Source organism: Deltaproteobacteria bacterium (genome assembly GCA_016874755.1).
GTDB lineage: Bacteria > Desulfobacterota > Binatia > UBA9968 > UBA9968 > DP-20.
The window spans coordinates 20,477-39,899 of sequence record VGTH01000010.1 but is presented as its reverse complement, the minus strand read 5'-3'; the positions used below and the strand labels follow the sequence as shown (position 1 = coordinate 39,899).

At 56.3% G+C, this 19,423-nt stretch carries 17 protein-coding genes; all 17 read right to left on the bottom strand.

The window, feature by feature from the left end; genetic code table 11:
- Positions 1-106: 106 nt before the first annotated feature.
- Positions 107-1,273 carry a Rieske 2Fe-2S domain-containing protein gene (locus FJ145_08260; GenBank protein ID MBM4261410.1) on the bottom strand — a complete coding sequence of 389 codons (1,167 nt, stop codon included), beginning with the start codon at positions 1,271-1,273 and terminating at the stop codon, positions 107-109.
- Between the two features lie 158 nt (positions 1,274-1,431).
- Positions 1,432-2,550, bottom strand: a complete 1,119-nt coding sequence (locus FJ145_08255; GenBank protein ID MBM4261409.1) for an extracellular solute-binding protein — start codon at positions 2,548-2,550, stop codon at positions 1,432-1,434.
- A gap of 93 nt (positions 2,551-2,643) precedes the next feature.
- Positions 2,644-3,849 carry an extracellular solute-binding protein gene (locus tag FJ145_08250; protein ID MBM4261408.1) on the bottom strand — a complete coding sequence of 402 codons (1,206 nt, stop codon included), beginning with the start codon at positions 3,847-3,849 and terminating at the stop codon, positions 2,644-2,646.
- Positions 3,846-4,787: an ABC transporter substrate-binding protein gene (locus FJ145_08245; GenBank protein MBM4261407.1), complete on the bottom strand. Its 942-nt coding sequence runs from the start codon at positions 4,785-4,787 to the stop codon at positions 3,846-3,848. The genes FJ145_08250 and FJ145_08245 overlap by 4 nt, the downstream gene beginning before the upstream one ends.
- A gap of 248 nt (positions 4,788-5,035) precedes the next feature.
- Positions 5,036-6,130 carry an extracellular solute-binding protein gene (locus FJ145_08240; GenBank protein ID MBM4261406.1) on the bottom strand — a complete coding sequence of 365 codons (1,095 nt, stop codon included), beginning with the start codon at positions 6,128-6,130 and terminating at the stop codon, positions 5,036-5,038.
- 17 nt (positions 6,131-6,147) lie between these two features.
- Positions 6,148-7,314, bottom strand: coding sequence for an extracellular solute-binding protein (locus FJ145_08235; GenBank protein MBM4261405.1), 1,167 nt, complete (start codon positions 7,312-7,314; stop codon positions 6,148-6,150).
- Between the two features lie 2 nt (positions 7,315-7,316).
- Complete coding sequence (locus tag FJ145_08230) at positions 7,317-8,468, bottom strand: extracellular solute-binding protein (GenBank protein ID MBM4261404.1); 1,152 nt, start codon at positions 8,466-8,468, stop codon at positions 7,317-7,319.
- 15 nt (positions 8,469-8,483) lie between these two features.
- Complete coding sequence (locus tag FJ145_08225; GenBank protein MBM4261403.1) at positions 8,484-9,923, bottom strand: UbiD family decarboxylase; 1,440 nt, start codon at positions 9,921-9,923, stop codon at positions 8,484-8,486.
- Between the two features lie 127 nt (positions 9,924-10,050).
- Positions 10,051-11,124, bottom strand: coding sequence for an amidohydrolase (locus FJ145_08220; protein ID MBM4261402.1), 1,074 nt, complete (start codon positions 11,122-11,124; stop codon positions 10,051-10,053).
- Positions 11,125-11,129: 5 nt separating this feature from the next.
- Positions 11,130-12,089: an NAD(P)-dependent oxidoreductase gene (locus FJ145_08215; GenBank protein MBM4261401.1), complete on the bottom strand. Its 960-nt coding sequence runs from the start codon at positions 12,087-12,089 to the stop codon at positions 11,130-11,132.
- Positions 12,090-12,096: 7 nt separating this feature from the next.
- A complete protein-coding gene (locus FJ145_08210) occupies positions 12,097-13,212 on the bottom strand; it encodes an extracellular solute-binding protein (protein ID MBM4261400.1) in 1,116 nt (371 codons plus the stop codon).
- A gap of 113 nt (positions 13,213-13,325) precedes the next feature.
- Entirely contained in the window at positions 13,326-13,769 is a 444-nt protein-coding gene (locus tag FJ145_08205) for a hypothetical protein (protein ID MBM4261399.1), read from the bottom strand.
- Between the two features lie 5 nt (positions 13,770-13,774).
- Entirely contained in the window at positions 13,775-14,440 is a 666-nt protein-coding gene (locus tag FJ145_08200) for a hypothetical protein (protein MBM4261398.1), read from the bottom strand.
- A 135-nt stretch (positions 14,441-14,575) separates the two neighbouring features.
- Positions 14,576-15,703: an extracellular solute-binding protein gene (locus FJ145_08195; protein ID MBM4261397.1), complete on the bottom strand. Its 1,128-nt coding sequence runs from the start codon at positions 15,701-15,703 to the stop codon at positions 14,576-14,578.
- A 167-nt stretch (positions 15,704-15,870) separates the two neighbouring features.
- Positions 15,871-16,989, bottom strand: coding sequence for a cupin domain-containing protein (locus tag FJ145_08190; protein ID MBM4261396.1), 1,119 nt, complete (start codon positions 16,987-16,989; stop codon positions 15,871-15,873).
- Positions 16,990-17,192: 203 nt separating this feature from the next.
- On the bottom strand, positions 17,193-18,398 hold the full coding sequence (locus FJ145_08185; protein MBM4261395.1) for an extracellular solute-binding protein: 1,206 nt from the start codon (positions 18,396-18,398) through the stop codon (positions 17,193-17,195).
- 32 nt (positions 18,399-18,430) lie between these two features.
- A complete protein-coding gene (locus FJ145_08180; GenBank protein MBM4261394.1) occupies positions 18,431-19,387 on the bottom strand; it encodes an ABC transporter substrate-binding protein in 957 nt (318 codons plus the stop codon).
- Positions 19,388-19,423: the final 36 nt, after the last annotated feature.

The window sequence follows — 19,423 nt, the reverse complement described above, 5'->3', positions numbered from 1 at the left end:
GGGGTGCCAGTGAAAATCGCTATCGCGGGCAGCGCACGCCCTATCCTAGCCTTTCCCCGCAAGGGGGAGGGGAACCGGAACCGACTGCGAAGAATAGCGTGAAAGCCTACGCCACTTTCTGCGCTTTGCCGAACAGTCCGACGCGCTCGTTGATCACGTCGAACTCGATCAATTTGTTCTTGCTCGGATCGCGCACGATGCCCAGCGGCTCGCCGCCTCTTTTCACGATCTCGATCTGCTCGCGCAGAAGTTTTCGTAAGAGAATAATTCCTTCGTCACCAACCCCGAGGTGTTCCTGCGAACGGTCCGTCGGCGCCCCTTGGGTTTCCCACGCCATCGCATCTTGCACCAGCACATGCTCCAAGCGGTACTCGCCTTTTTCGTTGCGGATCGGAAAATATTCCCACGGTGTGTCGCCGTCCGCCGGCGATCTGTCGGTATCGTTCGGTGTAAAATAGACCACGAACACTTGGGTATGCGCATCGTCCACTGGCACGCGGATCTGCATGTTTTGCATCAAAAATCCGGTCGTCTTCAGGGCGCGAAAAACATGACGCAGTGTGATCGGGAAGACCAGCGGATGTTGATCGAGCTGCATGCCTTCGCCTGGCTTTCGACCCGGCGTGCGCCGCTGTTTGATGATGCCGAATTCGAAGGGAATGAAATTATGCTCTTCCTCGTATTTACCGACGACACCCACTAGGTGAGCGGTCTCACCGTGCAACCAAAAAAGATGCGACGGGTCGACCGAATTTTCCATCGGCTGCAGCCAATTGCAGTTGTACAGCTCATGCTTCTCAACCCAACGCCTGCCATGCTCCCAGGTAAGGACATCAAAGCGCGGCAACAGCGGCGCAGGCAGCGGTCCCATGTAGGTCCAGATCAATCCTCCAAGCCGCTCGGCCGGATAGGCCACATGTTTGATCCTGTCTTTGAAACCGCCGCTCTCCGGCTCCGCCGGTTGTTCGATGCACTTGCCGGTACAATCGAACTTCCAGCCGTGGTAGGGGCAGCGAATTCCCTCTTCGTCGACGCGGCCAAACGCCAACGACGCCTTGCGGTGCGGGCAAGATTCGCCGACCACACCGTAGTGACCTGTCTTGTCGCGGTAGACGACTAAGTCTTCGCCAAGAATACGCGCCGTTTTGATCGGCTTTGCTTCCGTCAATTCGCCGGCAGCGGCGATCGGCATCCAGTAGCGCCGCAAGAGCTCGCCGCACGGTGTGCCTTTGCCGACGCTGGTGAGCATTTCATTTTCTTCTTTGGTGAGCATGATGGTTGCTCCTTAATTGCTTGCAGAATGGCGCTACGTCCCAAATCCTAAATTCCTTCCTCGGGGGAGGACAAAGGTGGACGTAGCGTGAGAAGCTGCGATGGCCCGCATCCTAACCTTCCCCGAGGCGGGAAAAGAAACTGAAAGTGAGGCCCCAATTACTTACCCTTATCCACCGCAACCATAATATCCCTGGCCAGATCGAAAATCGGCTTCATGTCGCCGTATTCCGGCTTGACCACGTCAAAGTACTTTGCACCCGGCAGCAATCGATTATCCATCGGAATGTCGTCCTTGGGAATATCGATGCGCCGCGAGTTGGCCGGATCGTCAGGGTCGCCAAGTTTTTGCAATGCGATCTGCCCTTTGCGCGAGAGAAACCAATTGATGAAGATCTTGGCCGCATTCGGGTTGGGGGCCTGATTCATATAAGCCAGCGAGCCGCCGCCAGCCGAAAAGCTGGAGCCTTCTTTCCACCTATTGGTATCGAAATCCTCCACCGGCAAGCCTTGATTCTTTGCCCGCTGCGCATCTTTACAACCCATGCAGATGGCGAACTTTCCCTGCGCCAGCCAATCGGTCATCTGGCGAAAGTTCTTGGCGTAGGTAATCTCCATGCCGCCGAAAAATCTCTTCATGTACTCGGGACCGATCTCCGGGCTGTAGTACCAGAACTGCATGGTCGCGCCCAAGCCGGTGTCGCGCGGGTCGAGCGAGACGATTTTACCTTTCCACTTGGGGTTGAGCACGTCTTGGTAGGATTTGAACTCGCTGGGATTGACCAGCTTGGTGTTGTAGGCGAGCTGCGCATTGCTCGCCGATCCGATGAAAGCGAAGATATGCTTGTTTTCCGGATCCGCGTAGCGATGCTCATTGCCGAACCATTTCGAAGTGTCGGTCACCTCCGGCAGCACCAGCAGCGGCTTGATAGGGTCGAGCGCTTTGCCTTTATACAAGGTGTTATAAAGGCTATTGGTGCCGCCGCTGTAAACGTCGGCGATAAATTTACCCGCGCGCCGCTCCGCCATGATGCGATTGGTCATCTCATTGCCGCGCCCTGTCACCGCCACCACGTTGATGCCGGGGAACTCGCGTTTAAAATCGCGCAGCAGCCCCTCGTAGCGATAAATATAAACGTTGACCTGACCCTCTTTTTTAGCCGCTGCCAGCGTTTGCTCCCAGTCCTTTTTCCAATCGACTTGAGCGGCGTAGGCAGCCGGCGACAACAACAGGGCCGCAAAGATCCAAACCGCTTTGGCGAATCGATTTCTAATCATGCGCGAATTTGTTCACTCCGTTTCCGTGCAAAATGGCTAGCCGATGAATTTTTCCCCATGGGTCGCTCAATGTCAACCTGGGGGTTTCGCGACCTATTTCTTGGCTTCCACCGCCCCCATGATCTCCTTGGCAAGATCGTAGATCGGCTTTTGATCGGCGTACTCCGGTTTGACCACATCGAAATATTTGCCGTCGGGCGCCAAACGGTTGGACGGCAACACGTCGTCTTTAGGAATATCGATACGGCGTGAGTTGGGCGCGTCGTCGACGTCACCGAGTTTTTGCAGCGCCATCTGGCCGCGCCGCGACAGGAACCAGTTAACAAACACTTTGGCCGCGTTGGGATGCGGCGCCTGGTTTAACACACTCAGCGAACCGCCGCCCGACGAAAGACTGCCGCCTTCCTTCCACCGCGTCACGTCGAAGTCGTCCACCGGCAGCCCCTGATTTTTTGCCCGCATCGAATCCTTGCAGCCAAAGCAGAGCGCAAAGCGCCCCTGCGCCAGCCAGTCGGTCATCTGGCGAAAATTTCTCGAATACTGAACGTCCATCGTACCGAAAAATTTCTTGATAAACTCCGGACCAAGCTCCGGGCTGTAATAAAAAAATTGCATGGTGCCGCCGAGCCCGCCGTCGCGCAAATCGAGAGCCACGATCTTGCCGCGCCACTTGGGCTGGATAAAGTCCCAGTAAGATTTGAACTCTTTCGGGTTGACCATCGTCGTATTGTACGCCAACTGCGAATCGCTCGCGCTGGCAAGGTAGGCAAAGATGTATTTCCCATCGCCGTCGACGTAGCGATGCTCTTTGGCATACCACTTCGACTCGTCGACCACTTCCGGCAAAACCAACATCGGTTTGATCGGATCGAGCACTTTACCCTTGTAAAGAATGTTGTAATTACCGCCCGGTCCGGCGCTGTAAACGTCGGCGATGTATCTGCCGGCGCGGCGCTCCGCCAAAATCCGCGTGGCTAAATCGTTGCCGCGGCCGACCACTGAGACCACGTTAATGCCAGGATACTCGCGCTTAAAGTCGCGCAACAAACCATCGTAGCGATAGATGTAGACGTGGACCTGACCTTCTTTCTTGGCAGCGGTGAGGGTTTGTTCCCAGTCCTTCTTCCAGTCGAATTGGCCGGCGTGGGCACGGCCTGCCGATATCAAAGCAAGCACCAATGCGCCAAAAGCAAAGAGGGCGCGATGAATCGCGCCCCTACACCGGACTTTCTTTGCGTCCTTTGCGCCCCTTCGACTTTGCTCAGGACAGGCTTTGCGCGAGGCAATCCGACAACTCATTTATATAACCCATCGATAAATCCAGATTGATCCAGCGCGCGCAGGTAGTGAATATCCCACAGCGCCAACGGGCTTTGCTCTTCCGCTTCAGGATTCTTCATGCAGCATAGCTTGTACGCATTGGCCACCGCCTCATGCTCTGGATACGGCTTGGGCGCGAGCTTCGAAACGCTGCGATACTGCACGTTCTTGCACTCGGACTCACGCTTGCGCAGACCATCGAGGATCGCTTCGGTCTCGCCGCGTTTCGTCCGCGCGAAGTGAATCCCCATGACCTGTGCCTTGACGAGCCGCTCCGCCAAGCCGGGTTTGCTTTCCAAGGTCGTGATCGTCGAGGTCAGCGTTGGCCCATTGATCATCGGCAGCCGGTCTAGCGCCAACACGTGCATGCCCGCCGCTTTGAACTTGTCGGTATTGCCAGTGACGAAAATCGCGTCGACTTTGTTCGATTTCAGCACGTCCATCTGCATTTCTTTGAAGGCATTGTTCGATTCGGTCAGTTCCACCCATTCGACGTCGGTCAACTTCAAGCCGCCGCGCATAACAAAAAGCATATGATTGCCGCGCGGGTGGTGATACCCGCCGATGGAATCCACCAGCGTCGTGTCGCCGATGCGCTTGCCTTTGAGATCAGCCATCGAGCTGATCGGGAAATTAGTCACCAGCGTATCGCGCGTGTCGTTCGACGGCGAGGTCAAACAAACGATCGGCTTGCCGCGCTTGACGAGCAGATAGGGTGAGATGTGATTGCCCGAGACGAAATCGACGTCGCCGCCAAACAGAGCTTTCTCGGCAGCTTCCGAGCTGTCGCAAAACTCGAAGCTGACTTTCAAACCGTTCTGCTCCCAGATCCCCGCCTTGTCCATCACTTCCCAAATCGGCAGGTGGGAATAGGCGCGAAAGAAACCACGAATCGCCATCGTCTTTTGCTCGGCCATGTATACCTCCGTTCAATCGGAACGATCCTCGCGCAAAGGCGCAAAGGACGCCAAGTTTAGAATTTTATTTTTTTGCGTTCTCTGCGTTCCCTTCGACATTGCTCAGGACAGGCTTTGCGGTTAAATAATCCGAATCCGAGCGGCGCGATAAATCGCGCCCCTACCTCGGTCCTGGTTTCAACTATTGCCTATTGCCCAATGCTTCTTCCCAATTTTGCGTCTTTTGCGGCCATTCTTCTGTCCTATTTCTATTTCAAAATCTCACCCAACAGCTTCTGCACCGGCTCCGGATCGAGAAATCCAATCACTTCATACTGCCGCCCCGCCGCCCGCTTCCCCTCCGGCAGCACGTCGTCTTTTGGAATATCGACGCGCATGGAATCCGACGCCTCAATTTCTTTGACATTCATCACATGCTGCCAGACCATCTGCCCGGCGCGCGATAGGTACCAATTGATAAACAACTTCGCCGCATTGGGATGCGGCGCTTTGTTGATCAGCGCCAGCACGCTGCTGCCACCGCCGCCAATAGTCCCGCCTTCTTTCAATTTGTCCGGCGGCAAATCATCCACCGGCAACCCTTGCTGCTGCGCTTTGTCGATCTCACGGCACAAGTGACAGAGCGGAAATTTCCCGGTCGCCAGCCAATTGGTTCCCTGACGCCGGTCGCGGAACAACGTGATGTCGGTGTCCATATAAAACTTACGCAAGTAATCCGGCCCCAGCCCAGCTCGATGATAAAGGATCAGCACAGGAGTTAGCAAAGCCGCGCCGCGCGGGTCCTGCGCAAGAATCTTGCCCTTCCACTTGGGCTGCAACAGATCCCAGTAAGTCTTGATCTCATCGGGCTGGACCATCTTTGTGTTGTACGAGATTCCCGTCGTGACAATCGTCCCTTCGAACATGAAAATATATTTGTTCTCTGGGTCGGCGTACCAATGCTTCCCGCCGTACCACTTCGACGCATCGGTCACTTCGGGAAGAATAAACGTCGGCGTGATCGGATCGAGAATCTTGTTGAGATAGAGCACGCGCGGCCCATTAGGCCCGCTCGCGGTGATATCGGCGAGATACTTGTCCGCGCGCCGCTCAGCGACGATGCGAGTCAGCATATCCGCCGCCCGGCCACTGGCGGATGTTACTCTGATGAACGGAAACTCTTTGTTGAACGCGGCAATGATGTCGGGATGCGTAATCTCCTGCCCGCCGTAGAGCGAAAGCTGCCCTTCTTTCTTCGCCGCCTCAATGGTTTTCTGCCACTCAGCCTGCCACTTGGGTGCTTCGGCAGCGTGGCCCAGAGTGACCAATACAAAAACCAAAATCGTGGCAATGACCTCTTTCACCCCTTACTCCTTACGCCTCACCCCTTACGCTTTTCGAGAACTTCCTTAACAAACTTGCTGATCGGCTCCTGGTCCATCCACTCGGCGCGATCGACGAAGGGGGTTCGAAAATCGTCAACCTCTGGCCGGCGGTTGCCGCGCGGCACCTTGTCTTTGGGGATATCGATGCGCATAGAGTCGGGGCCGTCGTTGCCCTGGGTAAACAGGCGTTGATAAGCCATTTGTCCTTCGCGCGAGAGCAGCCAATTCAATCCAACCTTCGCCGCGGCGGGATGGGGCGCGTTCTTGATCAGCGCGACGCCGCCCGAGCCGCCGGTGATATAGGTTCCTTCTTTGAGGTGATCGGGTTTGAACCAATCCACCGGCAAACCTTGAACCTGCATCAAATCCAAATCCATGCGTGATACCGGCCCGAAGATCGAGATCGCATATTTGCCGCCGGCCAACCAGTCGCCCATCTGCCGCGTGTCGCGGCTGATCACGATATCGGTCTCGGTCAGAATGCGCCGGATAAACTCCGGCCCGAGGCTCTTGTGATGATAGAAAAAGCGCATGGCATCGCCCGAGCCGCCCTGCGTTGGATCGTAGCCGACGATCTTGCCCTTCCATTTGGGATTGAGCAGATCCCAATACGATTTGATCTCAGCGGGATTCACCAGCTTGGTGTTGAACGCCACCACCATGCGGTTCTCGCCATTGAAGTTGAGCAGATACTGGTTTTCTGGATCGATATATTGAAGCTTGCCACGCCACCACTTCGAGCCGTCGGTGACTTCAGGCAAAATTAATTGTGGCGGGATCGGATTGAGGACTTTCGCTTTGTAGAAAACGTTGTAGCCGGTCGTCATCCCGTTCAGATAAAGGTCGGCGAGAAATTTATCGGCGCGCCGCTCCGCCATCAAGCGCCGCGCCACGTCCGCGCCGCGATTGAACACGCCGGTGATTTTGATCTCCGGATATTTCTTGTGCAGCTCGCCAAATAAGCCTTCGAATTCGGGGCTGCCATAAATCGTCAGCTGCCCTTCCTTCTTCGCCGCCGCCAGTGTTTGCTCCCAATCAGCCTGCCACTTGCCCGCCTCGCCCGCATGTGTGACCGCCGCCAGCAAAACAATCGCGACTACCGCGGCAAATCCTATTAACCGATTGACGTCCGATCCGATCATTTTCAATTTTCCATTATTCATTTTCAATTTTTCTTTGCAGCCATCGCTTCTTTAATCACTTTGGTGACCGCCGCCATATCCAACCACTCCGGCCGCCCGGAGTAAATATAGCGCGCGCCTTTTTGGCGCCGCTGCGACGATGGGATCACGTCCATGGAAATATCTTCCCGCATGGATTGGCGAACATCGCCCACCGATGCATACACTTTCTGATAGGTGTCTTGCCCTTCGCGCGAGAGCAGCCAATTGATCGCGACTTTCGCGGCATTCGCATGGGGCGCGTTTTTGAACATGTTGATACCGCCCTGCGACGGGCCGACAAACGCGCCCTCTTTGAACTGCGTCGGCTCGAAGTCGCGAATCGGCAGGCCCTGCTTGGCCGCTGCCTCGACTTCAGTCACGAAAAAGGCGATGGCGTACTTGCCCGCACCGAGCCAATCGATCATTTGCCGCTCGTCGCGCGAGTAAGTGATATCCATTTCACCGAACAGGCGTTTCACATATTCGGCGCCGAGATCGGGATGGTTGAAAAGAAAACGCAGCGAATGCGCCACCGTGCTCACCCGGCTCGGATCGTAGGCGACGATCTTGCCCTTCCACTTGGGATCGAGAAAATCCCAATACGACTTGATCTCTTTACCGTTCACCAACTTGGTGTTGTAGGCGCTCTCGCTGCCGTGCACGTTGCCCTGAAAAACGAAAATATATTTGTTCTCCGGATCGGCGTAGTGATGTTTGCCGCCCCACCACTTCGACTCGTCGACCACCTCGGGAAGAATCAGCTGCGGCCGGATCGCCTCTAGAATGTTGGCCTTGTAGAAAACGGTGTTGGGCGTAACCACGCCGTTGATAAACAGATCGACGACAAACTGCCCAGCGCGCCGCTCGGTCATCACCGCCTGGCCATGCTCGCTGCCGCGCCGGCTCGTGTTCGAGCGAACTTTGATCTCGGGATACTTTTTTTGGAAGACTTCAAAAATCTTTTCGTAGCCTTCACTGCCATAGAAAGAAATTTCGCCTTCCTTCTTCGCGGCAGCAAGAGTTTTCTCCCATTCGAGACTCCAAGGTTCCGCAGCTAACGCAATGCCCTTCGCCAGCCAGCACATCGCTGCAAATGCACAAACAACCACCCAAGAGCCCCAATGTCGTTTCTTATTTTCCACCCAGTACGCCATTACGCCAACACTCCATCAATCTAACTTCAGCACGTCTTTCCACTTCGCCGCCGCCGCTCGCCGCGTCTCTTCCGGAAAGTAACAGGTCTTCGCGTACTGATCTTTCCAATGATACGGCTGGCAGGCGTTAATGATCGCGACGGAGTTCGTAAAATTCCGCGCCGCGCGCGCGTCGGGCGTGATGCGCGGATCGAGCGGCGTGCTCCAGGCTTCGGTGATCGTGTTGATCGCCGTGGCCGGATCGCAGCGGGTCGCCAGCGCCCACAGGACGTCATCGATGTTCGATGGATCGACGTCGTCGTCGACGATGATGACAAAGCGGCGATGGTAGCCGTAGGTTGAGCCCAGCATCGCCATCGCGGCTCGCTTGGCGTGACCGCCGTATTTCTGCTTGATCGAGATCGCGGTGATGTAGCGCGTCTGATATTCCCACACGCCCTGCACATCGGTCACGCCGGCTTTCTCTAAAGCGAGCCAAACATTGGCCGCGCTCAGTGGCACTGACTTGCCGGAGATACCCGGCGGCATGCCGAAGATGATCGGATCGTTGCGGTAGAAAACGTTCTTCACTTTGACCACCGGTTCATTGCGCGTGCCCGAGGCATAATAGCCAGTCCACTCGCCAAACGGTCCTTCGGCGCGGCTATCCTCCGCCGGCGGCACGATGAAGCCCTCGACGCATAGTTCCGAAGTCGCGGGGATCGGCAGTCCGGTTTCCTTGCCGCGCACATATTGCACCGGCTCGCCAAACAGCCAGCCGGCGATTTCTAGCTCCGACACACCCCAGGGCTCGTACCAACTCGCCACTTTCTGCAGCACCGGATCCTGGCCGAAGCTGATCGCCACCGGACAGCCTTTGCCCTGCGCCCAATACTTCTCGCGGATCAACCGGCCATGCTTGCCCGGCGAAATCCAAATACCCAACGTATTTTTATCATGCACGCACACACGGTAAGTGCCGACGTTCGTCCACTTGCCATCGGGGTCTTCCATGATCACCATACAGCCGGTGCCGATGTAGCGCCCGCCGTCTTCTTCATGCCAACGCGGCGTCGGGAACTTGAGCAGATCGATCTTGTCGCCGCGGTCGACATTCTCGGTGATGGGCCCGCTGGAGACTTCGGCCGGTGTGATCGGCGTCTGCTTGCCGAGCCGATCTTTCCACTGCCGAACGACGTCCAAACCAGCGAGCGTCGGATCAAGTCCAAACGCCAGCGCCGTCGTCGCCGTCGAGCAAACCGGATTAGTGACAACACGAAAGCCCTTCGGATACCCCTTGATCTCGTCGAACAAAACGACCTTAGGGTTATTGGCCCGCGCCGCCACTTCCGTGATCGCGCCCAGCTCCAAATCCCAATCCGCGCCGTTGACGTGACGTACTTCACCGAGCTTGTCGGCCGCAGCGAGATAGCCGCGCAGATCTTTGTAGACTAACGACGACGCAATCATTTCCATTTCAACATCCTTTTCTCGCTCTCAAAATCCGACCCTCTCGCCCATTCCGATGGGAGAGCCTGTCCTGAGCTTGCCGAAGGGGGCAGGGGTGAGGGCTCCGAAATTTTCAATTTTCCACTTTCCATTTTCAAGTCGCGAAGCCATAAAAGCGGGCCGCATTCTCCCCCAGGATCTTCCCCTGCGCGCTCGCGCTCACCCCCGGCACGTCGCGAATCATGCGCACGGTCTCCGGCCATTTGCTATCGCCATGCGGATAGTCCGAGCTGTAGAGCAAGCAGCCGTCGCCCAATTCGGCGATCACGTGCGGAATATGATATTCGCCCGGCTCGCAGCCAAAGAAGATTCGTCCATCACGCACCAGCTCCGAAGCCGGAGTGTGACCTGGCTTGCGATTTTTCAGATGCTCGTCAAGCCGATGCACCCAATACGGTGCCCAGCCGCAGCCCGATTCGAGAAAAGCGAAACGCAGCTTGGGATATTTGTCGAACATATCGCCGTCGAATAGCGCGGTGAGCGCGACCATGTAGGCCACCGGCATAGCGACCATATGGGCAGCAAAGGTGTTGTAGAACAAATCCTGCCAAGGCATGGAATAAACACCGGTGACGCCGTGGACCGCGATGGCGGCGTTCAGGTCATTGGCGCGCCGGAAGAAGGGCTCGAAGTCAGAATGGCTAAGCATGCGGTCACCGAAGAACGGCGCGATGACGGCGCCACAACAATCGAGCTGGGTCATGGCGCGCTCCAATTCCTCCGCCGCAGTTCTTCCGTCTTGCAGCGCGATCACCGCTACGCGCTTTAGGCGCGACGCGGCGCTCTTGCATTGCTCGGCGGCGTAGTCGTTAAACGCCCGCGCCATAGCGCTGGCAAGCTCGCGGTCTTGAATGTCGGGATCGACCAAGACGAGATCAGGATAGAGCACTGCGACCCGGATGTTTTCTTGGTCCATGTCTTCGAGCCGTCCCGGCACGTTGTCGAGATAGTGATCCTTGGGCGCGCCGCGCGGTGTAAACCCCCGCGGCGTCCCCGGTCCACGGCCGGAAGGCTTGGGCACCATGCGTCCTTCCACCAACCAGAAAAACTTATCGCCATCGACAACCAACCGTTTGGGCCGGCGATTCTGCAGCGATGCCGGGAAGCGCTCGGCAAACAAATTCTCCGGGATCGCTACATGGGCATCGGCATCGATAATCGTACTCATTGACACTACTCCTGAAAGCTTCCGACATAGATCACTTTGTTAGGCGAGCTTTCAATGGCCTTATTCCCGTGCTCAGCAACGCTCTGACTCATATCGACATGGGCAAGGGTCTCGTAGAGCGCCGCGAAAGCCGCCGATGGACGAACCCGATCGCCGGTGTGCTTCACCGCCATCTCAGCTAGTTGATCCGCTAGCGAGGTCATGAATAACGGCACTTCTTGTTCGCGCGCGACGGATAACGCCTGGCGCAAGTCTTTGCGGATGTTGCTGAGCGTGCCGCCGGTTCTTTCGTTGCGCCGAAAGAACTCTTCGACCCGCTGCGCTGAGTTCGATCCGGTCGTGCCGATCACTTCCCGGAACATACGCGGATCGATTTTTTGACCGAGCAGCCACCCGAGGATTTCCGCGGTGGCCGCCTCCTCGATCGCCGCAAACATGATGATCGCCAGCTTCATCGACTTGGGCATCCAGGGTTCGGGCACGCAGATGATTTTCTTGGCCAGATGGCCGAGCAATTCGAGACTGCCATCCAACGCCGGCTTCTTGCCGCCGATGACCAGAGAAATATTTCCCTGCGGAATCGTGATCACCGGCGCGCCCGCCGCATGGACCGTGCCGCCAACAAAGTAGCCGCCCTGCGCCGTGACTTTCTCATCCAACTCCCGGGCACAATCCGGGTCCGTACCGCTGATATCGATGAGAATATTTCCCGGCTTCATAACCGCGAGCACGCCGCGCCCACCGTAAATCGCAGCGCGCACCTCGTTTGCAGAAGGGAGCAGGACGATGGTGACCTCGCTCACCGCATCCGCGGCCGAGTTTGCCTTGACCGCGCCGGCCTGCACGGCTTCCGCCATTCGTTCAGTGCTCAAATCAAAAACTTTGAGCGTGCAGCCCGCCTGCAGGAGCCGCTTGGCCATCGGCCCGCCGGCGTTGCCGAGGCCAACAAGTCCGACAGTCTTCACGATGGCCTCACTTCCTCGCCGCCAACGCGTCGTCGACGACCCTATCCAACGCTTTGCCGAGCTCCGGGTCCTGATACTGATACGAGGTCGCCATGAAATATTTCACGCCGTCCTTGGGCACGAAAGCCGGATGGACGTCTGTCTTGGGAATATCGATGCGCAGCGAATTCGTCTTGGAAAGGCGCTGCCAGAGCGTCTGTCCTTCCCTGGACAAGAGCCAGTTGAGAAAGACTTTAGTCGCCTTCGGATGCGGCGCCCTGTTGATCAGAGCCACGCAGCAAACACCGCCAAGCCCCATGGTCTCGCCGTCCTTCATCGACTGCGGGAGGATATCCACCGGCAAGCCTTTTTCTTTTGCTTCGAGCGTAAACAGCGCGCTGCCGAGATAAAGCTCATACTTGCCCGAAGCCAGCCAGTCGAGCCCTTGGTGCAGGTCGCGGGTAAAAACGATCTCGGTCTCGCGCACCAGCCGCGAAACAAACTCTGGACCAAATTCCGGCGTAGCTTGAAAGAAGCGAAACGGATCACCGCCGCCACTGACGCGCGGATCGAAGCCAGCGATTTTCCCTTTCCATTTAGGATTGAGCAGATCTTTCCAGGCTTGAATCTCTTTGGGGTTTACCGATTTCGTGTTGTAGGCGATGGTGCTGGTCTTAGCCGATTCGGAAAAACTCAGAATCGTCTTTTGCTCCTTGTCGGTCAACCGCAGCTTCTTGCCAAACCACGCCGACTCGCGCGTCACTTCCGGCAGCAGCAGAACAGGGGGAATCGGATCGAGCGCGTTGGCTGGAAAACCATGAAGGACATTGCCACCGCCCATCACCAAATCGACTTTGTAGATGCCAGCGCGCCTTTCGGCCAACACACGCTTCAAATGGTCCGAGCCGCGCCCTGGCTCCGAGGTAATCTTGATTCCCGGATAAGCTTTCTGAAACTGCTCCCAAATCTTGCCGAAAAAAGGCAGGTGGGGTCCATACAAAACCACTTCGCCTTCTTTGGCCGCAGCCTGTTTGGCTTGCTCCCAGTCGGTCTGCCAGTCAGCGAGTGCAACGTTACTACAAGTGACAACTACGACGAGCAGTAGAGAAAAAACCAGGGTCATTTGTTTTGAAGGCGACGGCATCGCACACCTCCGACTGTAATTCGAACTACCTTTCTACTCCCTCGCCGATTCTGATGGGAGAGGGCAGGGGTGAGGGCTCCGATAATTTTCAATTCTCCATTATCCATTTTCAATTATTTTCTCAGCGCCTCATTTACCACGTCGAGTATCGGCTTCATCTCGATCCACTCCGGCTTGCCGGTGTCGAGATACTTGATGCCGTCCAAGCGCCGACCCTGTATTGGCACCTCATCTTTTGGAATATCGATGCGCAGCGAATCCGCCGGACTCTCGGCGGTGCTGGTGCGCTTCTGTAAAGCCATCTGGCCGGCGCGCGAGAGCAGCCAATTGATAAACACTTTGGCCGCATTGGGATGCGGCGCGCGGTTGACTAACGCTACGGTGCCAAACTGCTGCACCAAGCCGCCGCCCTCTTTGAAGGAACGCGGACCAAACGGCTCCACCGGCAGACCTTGCTGCTTCAGCGTGTCGGCGTCGCAAAAAAAACAAATCGAATACTTGCCGGTCGCCAACCAATCCGGCCCCTGGCGAAAATCGCGGAACAGCGTCACATCCATTTCGCTTAACAATCTTTTGATAAATGTAGGACCGAGATCCGCATGGTAATAAAAGAATCGCATGTTCCCGGCGCCCGGCCGGCTTCACGCATGTCGCGCATGGTGATCTTGCCCTTCCATTTGGGATTCAAAAGATCCCAGTAGGATTTAACCTCCTTCGCGTCGACGAGTTTTGTGTTGTAGTGAATCGCGCCGTAGGTCGCCGAACCGACGTAGTTGAAGACGTACTGATTTTCCGGATCGGAGTACTGGTGTTTTTTCAAATACCACTTCGATGGGTCGAGCACCTCCGGTAAGATCAGCGCCGGTTTGACCGGGTCGAGCGCCTTGGCGAGATAGAATTGCTGGTAGTTGGGATTAGTTCCTGTGCTAGACACGTCGGCAAGAAACTTCTCAGCGCGCCGCTCGGCCAATAAACGCGGCCCGAGCACATTGCCCCGCCCGGTGACGGCGTTTACTTTGATCTCAGGATATTCCTTCTCGAAGTCAGGGAGGATCGAATCATAGCCGCTGATGTAGATCGAAACTTGGCCTTCCTTCTTTGCAGCTTCGAGAGTCTTTTCCCAGTCCAGCTGCCAAGCTGGCTTCGCCTGCGCTGCAAAAGATTGAACCGCAAGACCAAGAAAGAGAATTACGAGACATGAACCTACTCTACCGGTCGTTCGTACCACGCGAGCGTCACCCCTATCCTAACCTTCCCCCGTCAAGGGGGAAGGAACAAATCCGCAGAGCAGACTCGAAGACAAACGGGCGAATGTGTTGTTCGTTCTTGAATCCAAACATTTTCAATTTTCCATTATCCATTTTCAATTTTTTCCGGCGGATTTGAGCGCCTCGTTCATGACTTCGAGGATCGGCTTCATGTCCTGCCACTCGGGCTTGCTCGTGTCCAGATATTTCACGCCTTCGACGCGCCGGCTGAGTGGATGGACGTCGTCCTTGGGAATATCGATGCGCAGCGAGTCGGCGGGATTCTCGGTGCCGTTCATGCTCTTTTGGAGCGCCATCTGCCCTTTGCGCGAAAGCAGCCAGTTAATGTAGACCTTGGCTGCGTTGGGATGGGGCGCGCGATTGACCAGGCCGAGCGTGCCGAACTGCTGCACCAAGCCGGCGCCCTCCTTGAATACACCTGGCCCGAAGGAGTCCACGGGCAACCCTTGCTGCTTTGAGACGTCGACCTCGCAGAAAAAGCAAATCGAAGCCTTGCCAACGGCAAGCCAGTCGGTCCCCTGGCGGTAGTCGCGAAATAGCGTCACGTCCATCTCGCCGTAAAGCTTCTTGATGAACGACGGCCCGACATCCGGCAAATGGTAAAACAGCCGCGCGTTGCCCGAGCCCGGTCCTGAGACGCGAATATCGCGCGAAATGATTTTGCCCTTCCATTTGGGATTGAGCAGATCCCAATAAGACTTGAAATCCTTCCCGTTGACCAGCTTAGTGTTGTAGCTCACTGAGCCGTAGGTGGCCGAAGCGACATAACTGAAAATGTATTGGTTCTCCGGATCGGCGTAGTGATGCTTGCCGAGGTACCATTTGGAAACGTCGTTGATCTCAGGCAGAAGCAGCGCCGGTTTGATCGGGTCGAAAACTCTCGCCGGAAAGAGCTGCTGGTAAGTCGTCACGCCGCCGGAGCTGACGATGTCCGCGAGAAATTTCTCCGCGCGCCGCTCGGCGATCAGCCGCTGGCCGATCTGCGAGCCGCGGCCGGTTATCGGATTGACCTTGATCTCCGGATATTCTTTCTGAAACTCCGGCAAGATCTCTTCGTAGCCGCTGATGTAGATCGATAGCTGCCCTTCTTTCTTTGCCGCTTCGAGAATCTTTTCCCACTCCACCTGCCAAGCGGGCTTCGCCTGGGCTGCAAGTGCATCATGAGTGACAAGCAGCAGCGCTGCCAATATTACAAACGTGATAATTTTCGTTTTCCCGTTCAACTTTCTCTCTCCTTCGCTTCTGTTCCGATTCCCTCGCCCTTTGGGAGAGGGTTAGGGTGAGGGCACACACGGTAGCAAGTTACTACCACAAAACGCCCTCACCTCAATCCTCTCCCAGAGGGAGAGGAGGCTCGGAGGACTCTCCGCTGTCATTAGCCTTTGTCAGCTCACTTTTGTGAATAGTTCCAAGCATAATCACGATCCCGATACGCTGCCTCCGGCATCACCGACTTCAACCCCTTTCGTGCCAGCTCCGCTTCGAACTTCTGCCGAATCATTGGGTCTTCGTCGGTGTATTCAATCTGGTCGCGCGCGCGATCTTCAATCTTTTCACTGATGCCATTTAATCCGCGCGGCGGATGGATCGCCAGATACCGCGCCGGCGCGTTGCCAAGATTGAAGTGCTGGTGAAACCACCGGTTTGGCGGCACGAAGAGACTTGCTTCATGCCAGGGAATAATAACTTTCTCGCCGCCCTCGGGCCACATGATCGAGTAGCCTTCACCGACCGGAATGATGATCAAATAACCGGGGCCATGGCGGTGGCCCTTTTTGTAGGTCTGCGCCGGAAACACCGACATGTGCGCCGAGAGCGGCGAGCTGGGAAAACCGACCCACACGACGTGGCCGCCGGCGCCGCGCCGCTCGAAGTGATCGAGCCTGTCCCACGCCGTCATATCGGCGAAGAAATTGCCAAACCATATGTTGCGCCCGTCGCGCGCGGTGCCCGGCTCGCTATGCCGAACTACCTTCGCTTCGGAGTAGACATCGCGCGCCCCTTCGCCGTAGAGCAGATCGTAGTCGACCAGCGGATTGTTGAAAAAGTATTCTGGGTCAGGCATCACCGACATCGCCAACGGCAAGTAGCTGCAATGGAGCAGCTTCACCGATTGGTCGCCCTGCATGTTGGACAATTGGCAATGATAGTTGCCCGGAATCAAAAACATCGCATGGCTTTGCCACTCGAAAATCTTCTTGTCACGGTTTCCCGCCCAGATGCTCGCGACGCCGCGCCCTTGGAGCACATAGACAACTTCATCAACGGCAACGCGAAAAGACGGCAGCGTTCTTCCAGGCGGAATCTCCGTCACATAGGCGCCGGTAACGCCTTCCTGGCCGACGAGCTGGATAAACGCCGCGTCGCACTCGCGCTCGGCCCAGTGGCCCAACTCCGCCGTGCGGCAATCCTCGATGTAGTAGCCGCGATGAATCGGCACACCGGTGGACTCGATCCAATGTTCATAGGGCGATTTTCTATCCCAGAAGTTTGCGGTTGCCCGGCCCATGATCGCCTCCGTCTCGACGAAAACAACGATAGCGGATCGATGATTGAGGATGGAGGTCTATCCTCTATCCTCTATCCTCTATCCTCTATCCTCTATCCTCCATCCTCGACCCAATCCAGCTGGTTGCGCCTTTGCGAGAGAAAATCTCTTTCCGAAATTCCCGCTTTCCGTTTTCCGCTTTCATCCTTCATCCCTCATCCTTCCTACTTCCTCTTCCCCGCCGTCGCTTTTTCGACGATGTCATAGATCGGCGCCATGTCGATGTATTCCGGCTTGTCCACCAGCAGATACTTCACGCCCTCGACGCGCCGTACCTCGCTGCGCACCATTTCTTTGGAGATATCGTTGCGCAGCGACTCCTCGGAATTGCTCGGCGTGTTGGCCGTGCGCATCAGCGCGGTTTGCCCCTCGCGCGACAGCAGCCAATTGGCGAATACCTTTGCCGCGTTCGGATGCGGCGGCTGGGGGAGGAGTGCGATCGACCCCATGTTGCCGGCAGAGATCACCCGGCTTTCCTTCCACTGCGCGGTGCGAAACTCATCGACGGGCAGCCCTTGAGCTTTGATTTTCAAGATCTCGGAGCAAAAAAAGCAGATGGCAAATTTCCCATGCGCCAGCCAATCGGTCGCCTGGCGGATTTCCTGAGTCAAAGTCACGTCCATCTCGCCGTAAAGACGGCGAATGAACTCGGCGCCCAACTCGGGCGTATGATAAAAGCCGCGCAGACCGATGCGTTGGCTCCCGGAGATTTTCGGATCGCGCGACAGAATTTTCCCTTTCCATTTAGGCTGAAGAAAATCCCAGTAGGAGCGAATCTCACCGGACTCCACCGACTTCGTGTTGTAGGAAACGTACTCGCCGACGTTGCCGAGATAGACAAAGATGTAGCGGCTCTCGGCGTCGATGTAGTGATGCTGTCCCAGCCACCACTTAGACTCGTCGATGACTTCGGGAAGGATCAGCGCGTCGCGCACGCTGTTTAGAATTTTCGCCCGGTAAAATACTTCATAGGCGGTGGTCGCGCCGGCCATGTAGGCGTCGACGAGATACTTCCCGGCGCGCCGCTCCGCCATAATTTTCGGCGCCAAGGTATTGCCGCGCCCAGGCGTGAGGGACACGTTGATCTCGGGATATTTTTTTTGAAACTGCTGCACCAGCGCGCCAAACTCGCCCTCGCCTTGGTACAGATAGAGCGACAGCGCGCCTTCTTTCTTCGCCGCTTCGACGGTCTTGTCCCACTCCTGCTGCCAGTTGGCTTTGGGTTGGGCAGCGAAGCCGATAGTGACTGGACAACAAAAGGTGACCGCCAGTAGCAATGTTAACAAAGAATTCATCACGCCGCCCCTTCTGTCATTCCGAAGCGAGGCCGAGGAATCTCTTCTTCGTCGCCGGCGAGATCCGTCGCTCATCGCTCGGGATGACACTATTTCACTTCCACAACTTATTTGTTCCCATACAGCCCATCAATAAACCCCGAGTGATCTAACTGGCGTAAATAGTGCAGATCCCACATCGACATCGGGCTTAACTCTTTTGCCTTGGGATCCTTCAGACAACACAAGCGATACGCATTCATCACCGCCTGAATGTCCGGGTAGGGTTTCATCGCCAATTTGGCAACGCCGTTGTACGACACGGTGCGCGCCTCCGGTTCGCGCTTCTTCAGCCCATCGAGCATCTTTTCAGTCTCGTCCTTGTGCGTGCGGCCGTAGTGGATACCCAGGACTTGCGCTAACACCAACCGCTCGCCGAAGCGATCATGTTTGTTGATCGCGGTCATCGTCGTCGTCAACGTCGGCCCATTGATCATCGGCAGCCGCGGCAACTGCAAAATATGAAAGCCCGCATCTTGATAGCGCTTGGTGTCCCCGGTCACCAGGGTCACGTCGCCCTCGCCCGCCTTCATCGCTTCATATTGTTGGACGCGAAACTCGCTCGACATCCGGTCGGTGATTTCGATCCATTTGACGTCGATCAATTCCAAACCTGCTTCGAGAATGTAAAGCATGTGATTGCCGCGGATGTGATTGTAGCCACCGCCGTTGTCGAGAATGGTTGTATCGACCACTCTTTTGCCGCGAATCTCCGCCAGCGATTTGATCGGCTCACGCGAAACCACGGTGTCATTCACGCCGTTGGTCGGCGAAGCCAGCGACACGATCGGTTTGCCCTTGGCAACCAGTGCATAAGGAGAAATATGATTGCCGGAGATCAGATCGATCTGGCCGCTGAATAGCGCCGTCTCCGCCTCCTCCGAGCTGTCGCAAAAGCGCCAATTGACTTTGATGCCCACTTGCTTCCAAAACCCCGCCTGCTCGATCACCTCCCAAAGGGGGAGATGGGTGTGGGAGCGGAAAAAGGCGTTGATCTCGATGGGTTCGTAGTTAGCTGTGGTCATGGGACCTCCAAATCCAATTCTTATGGGGTAAGGGAG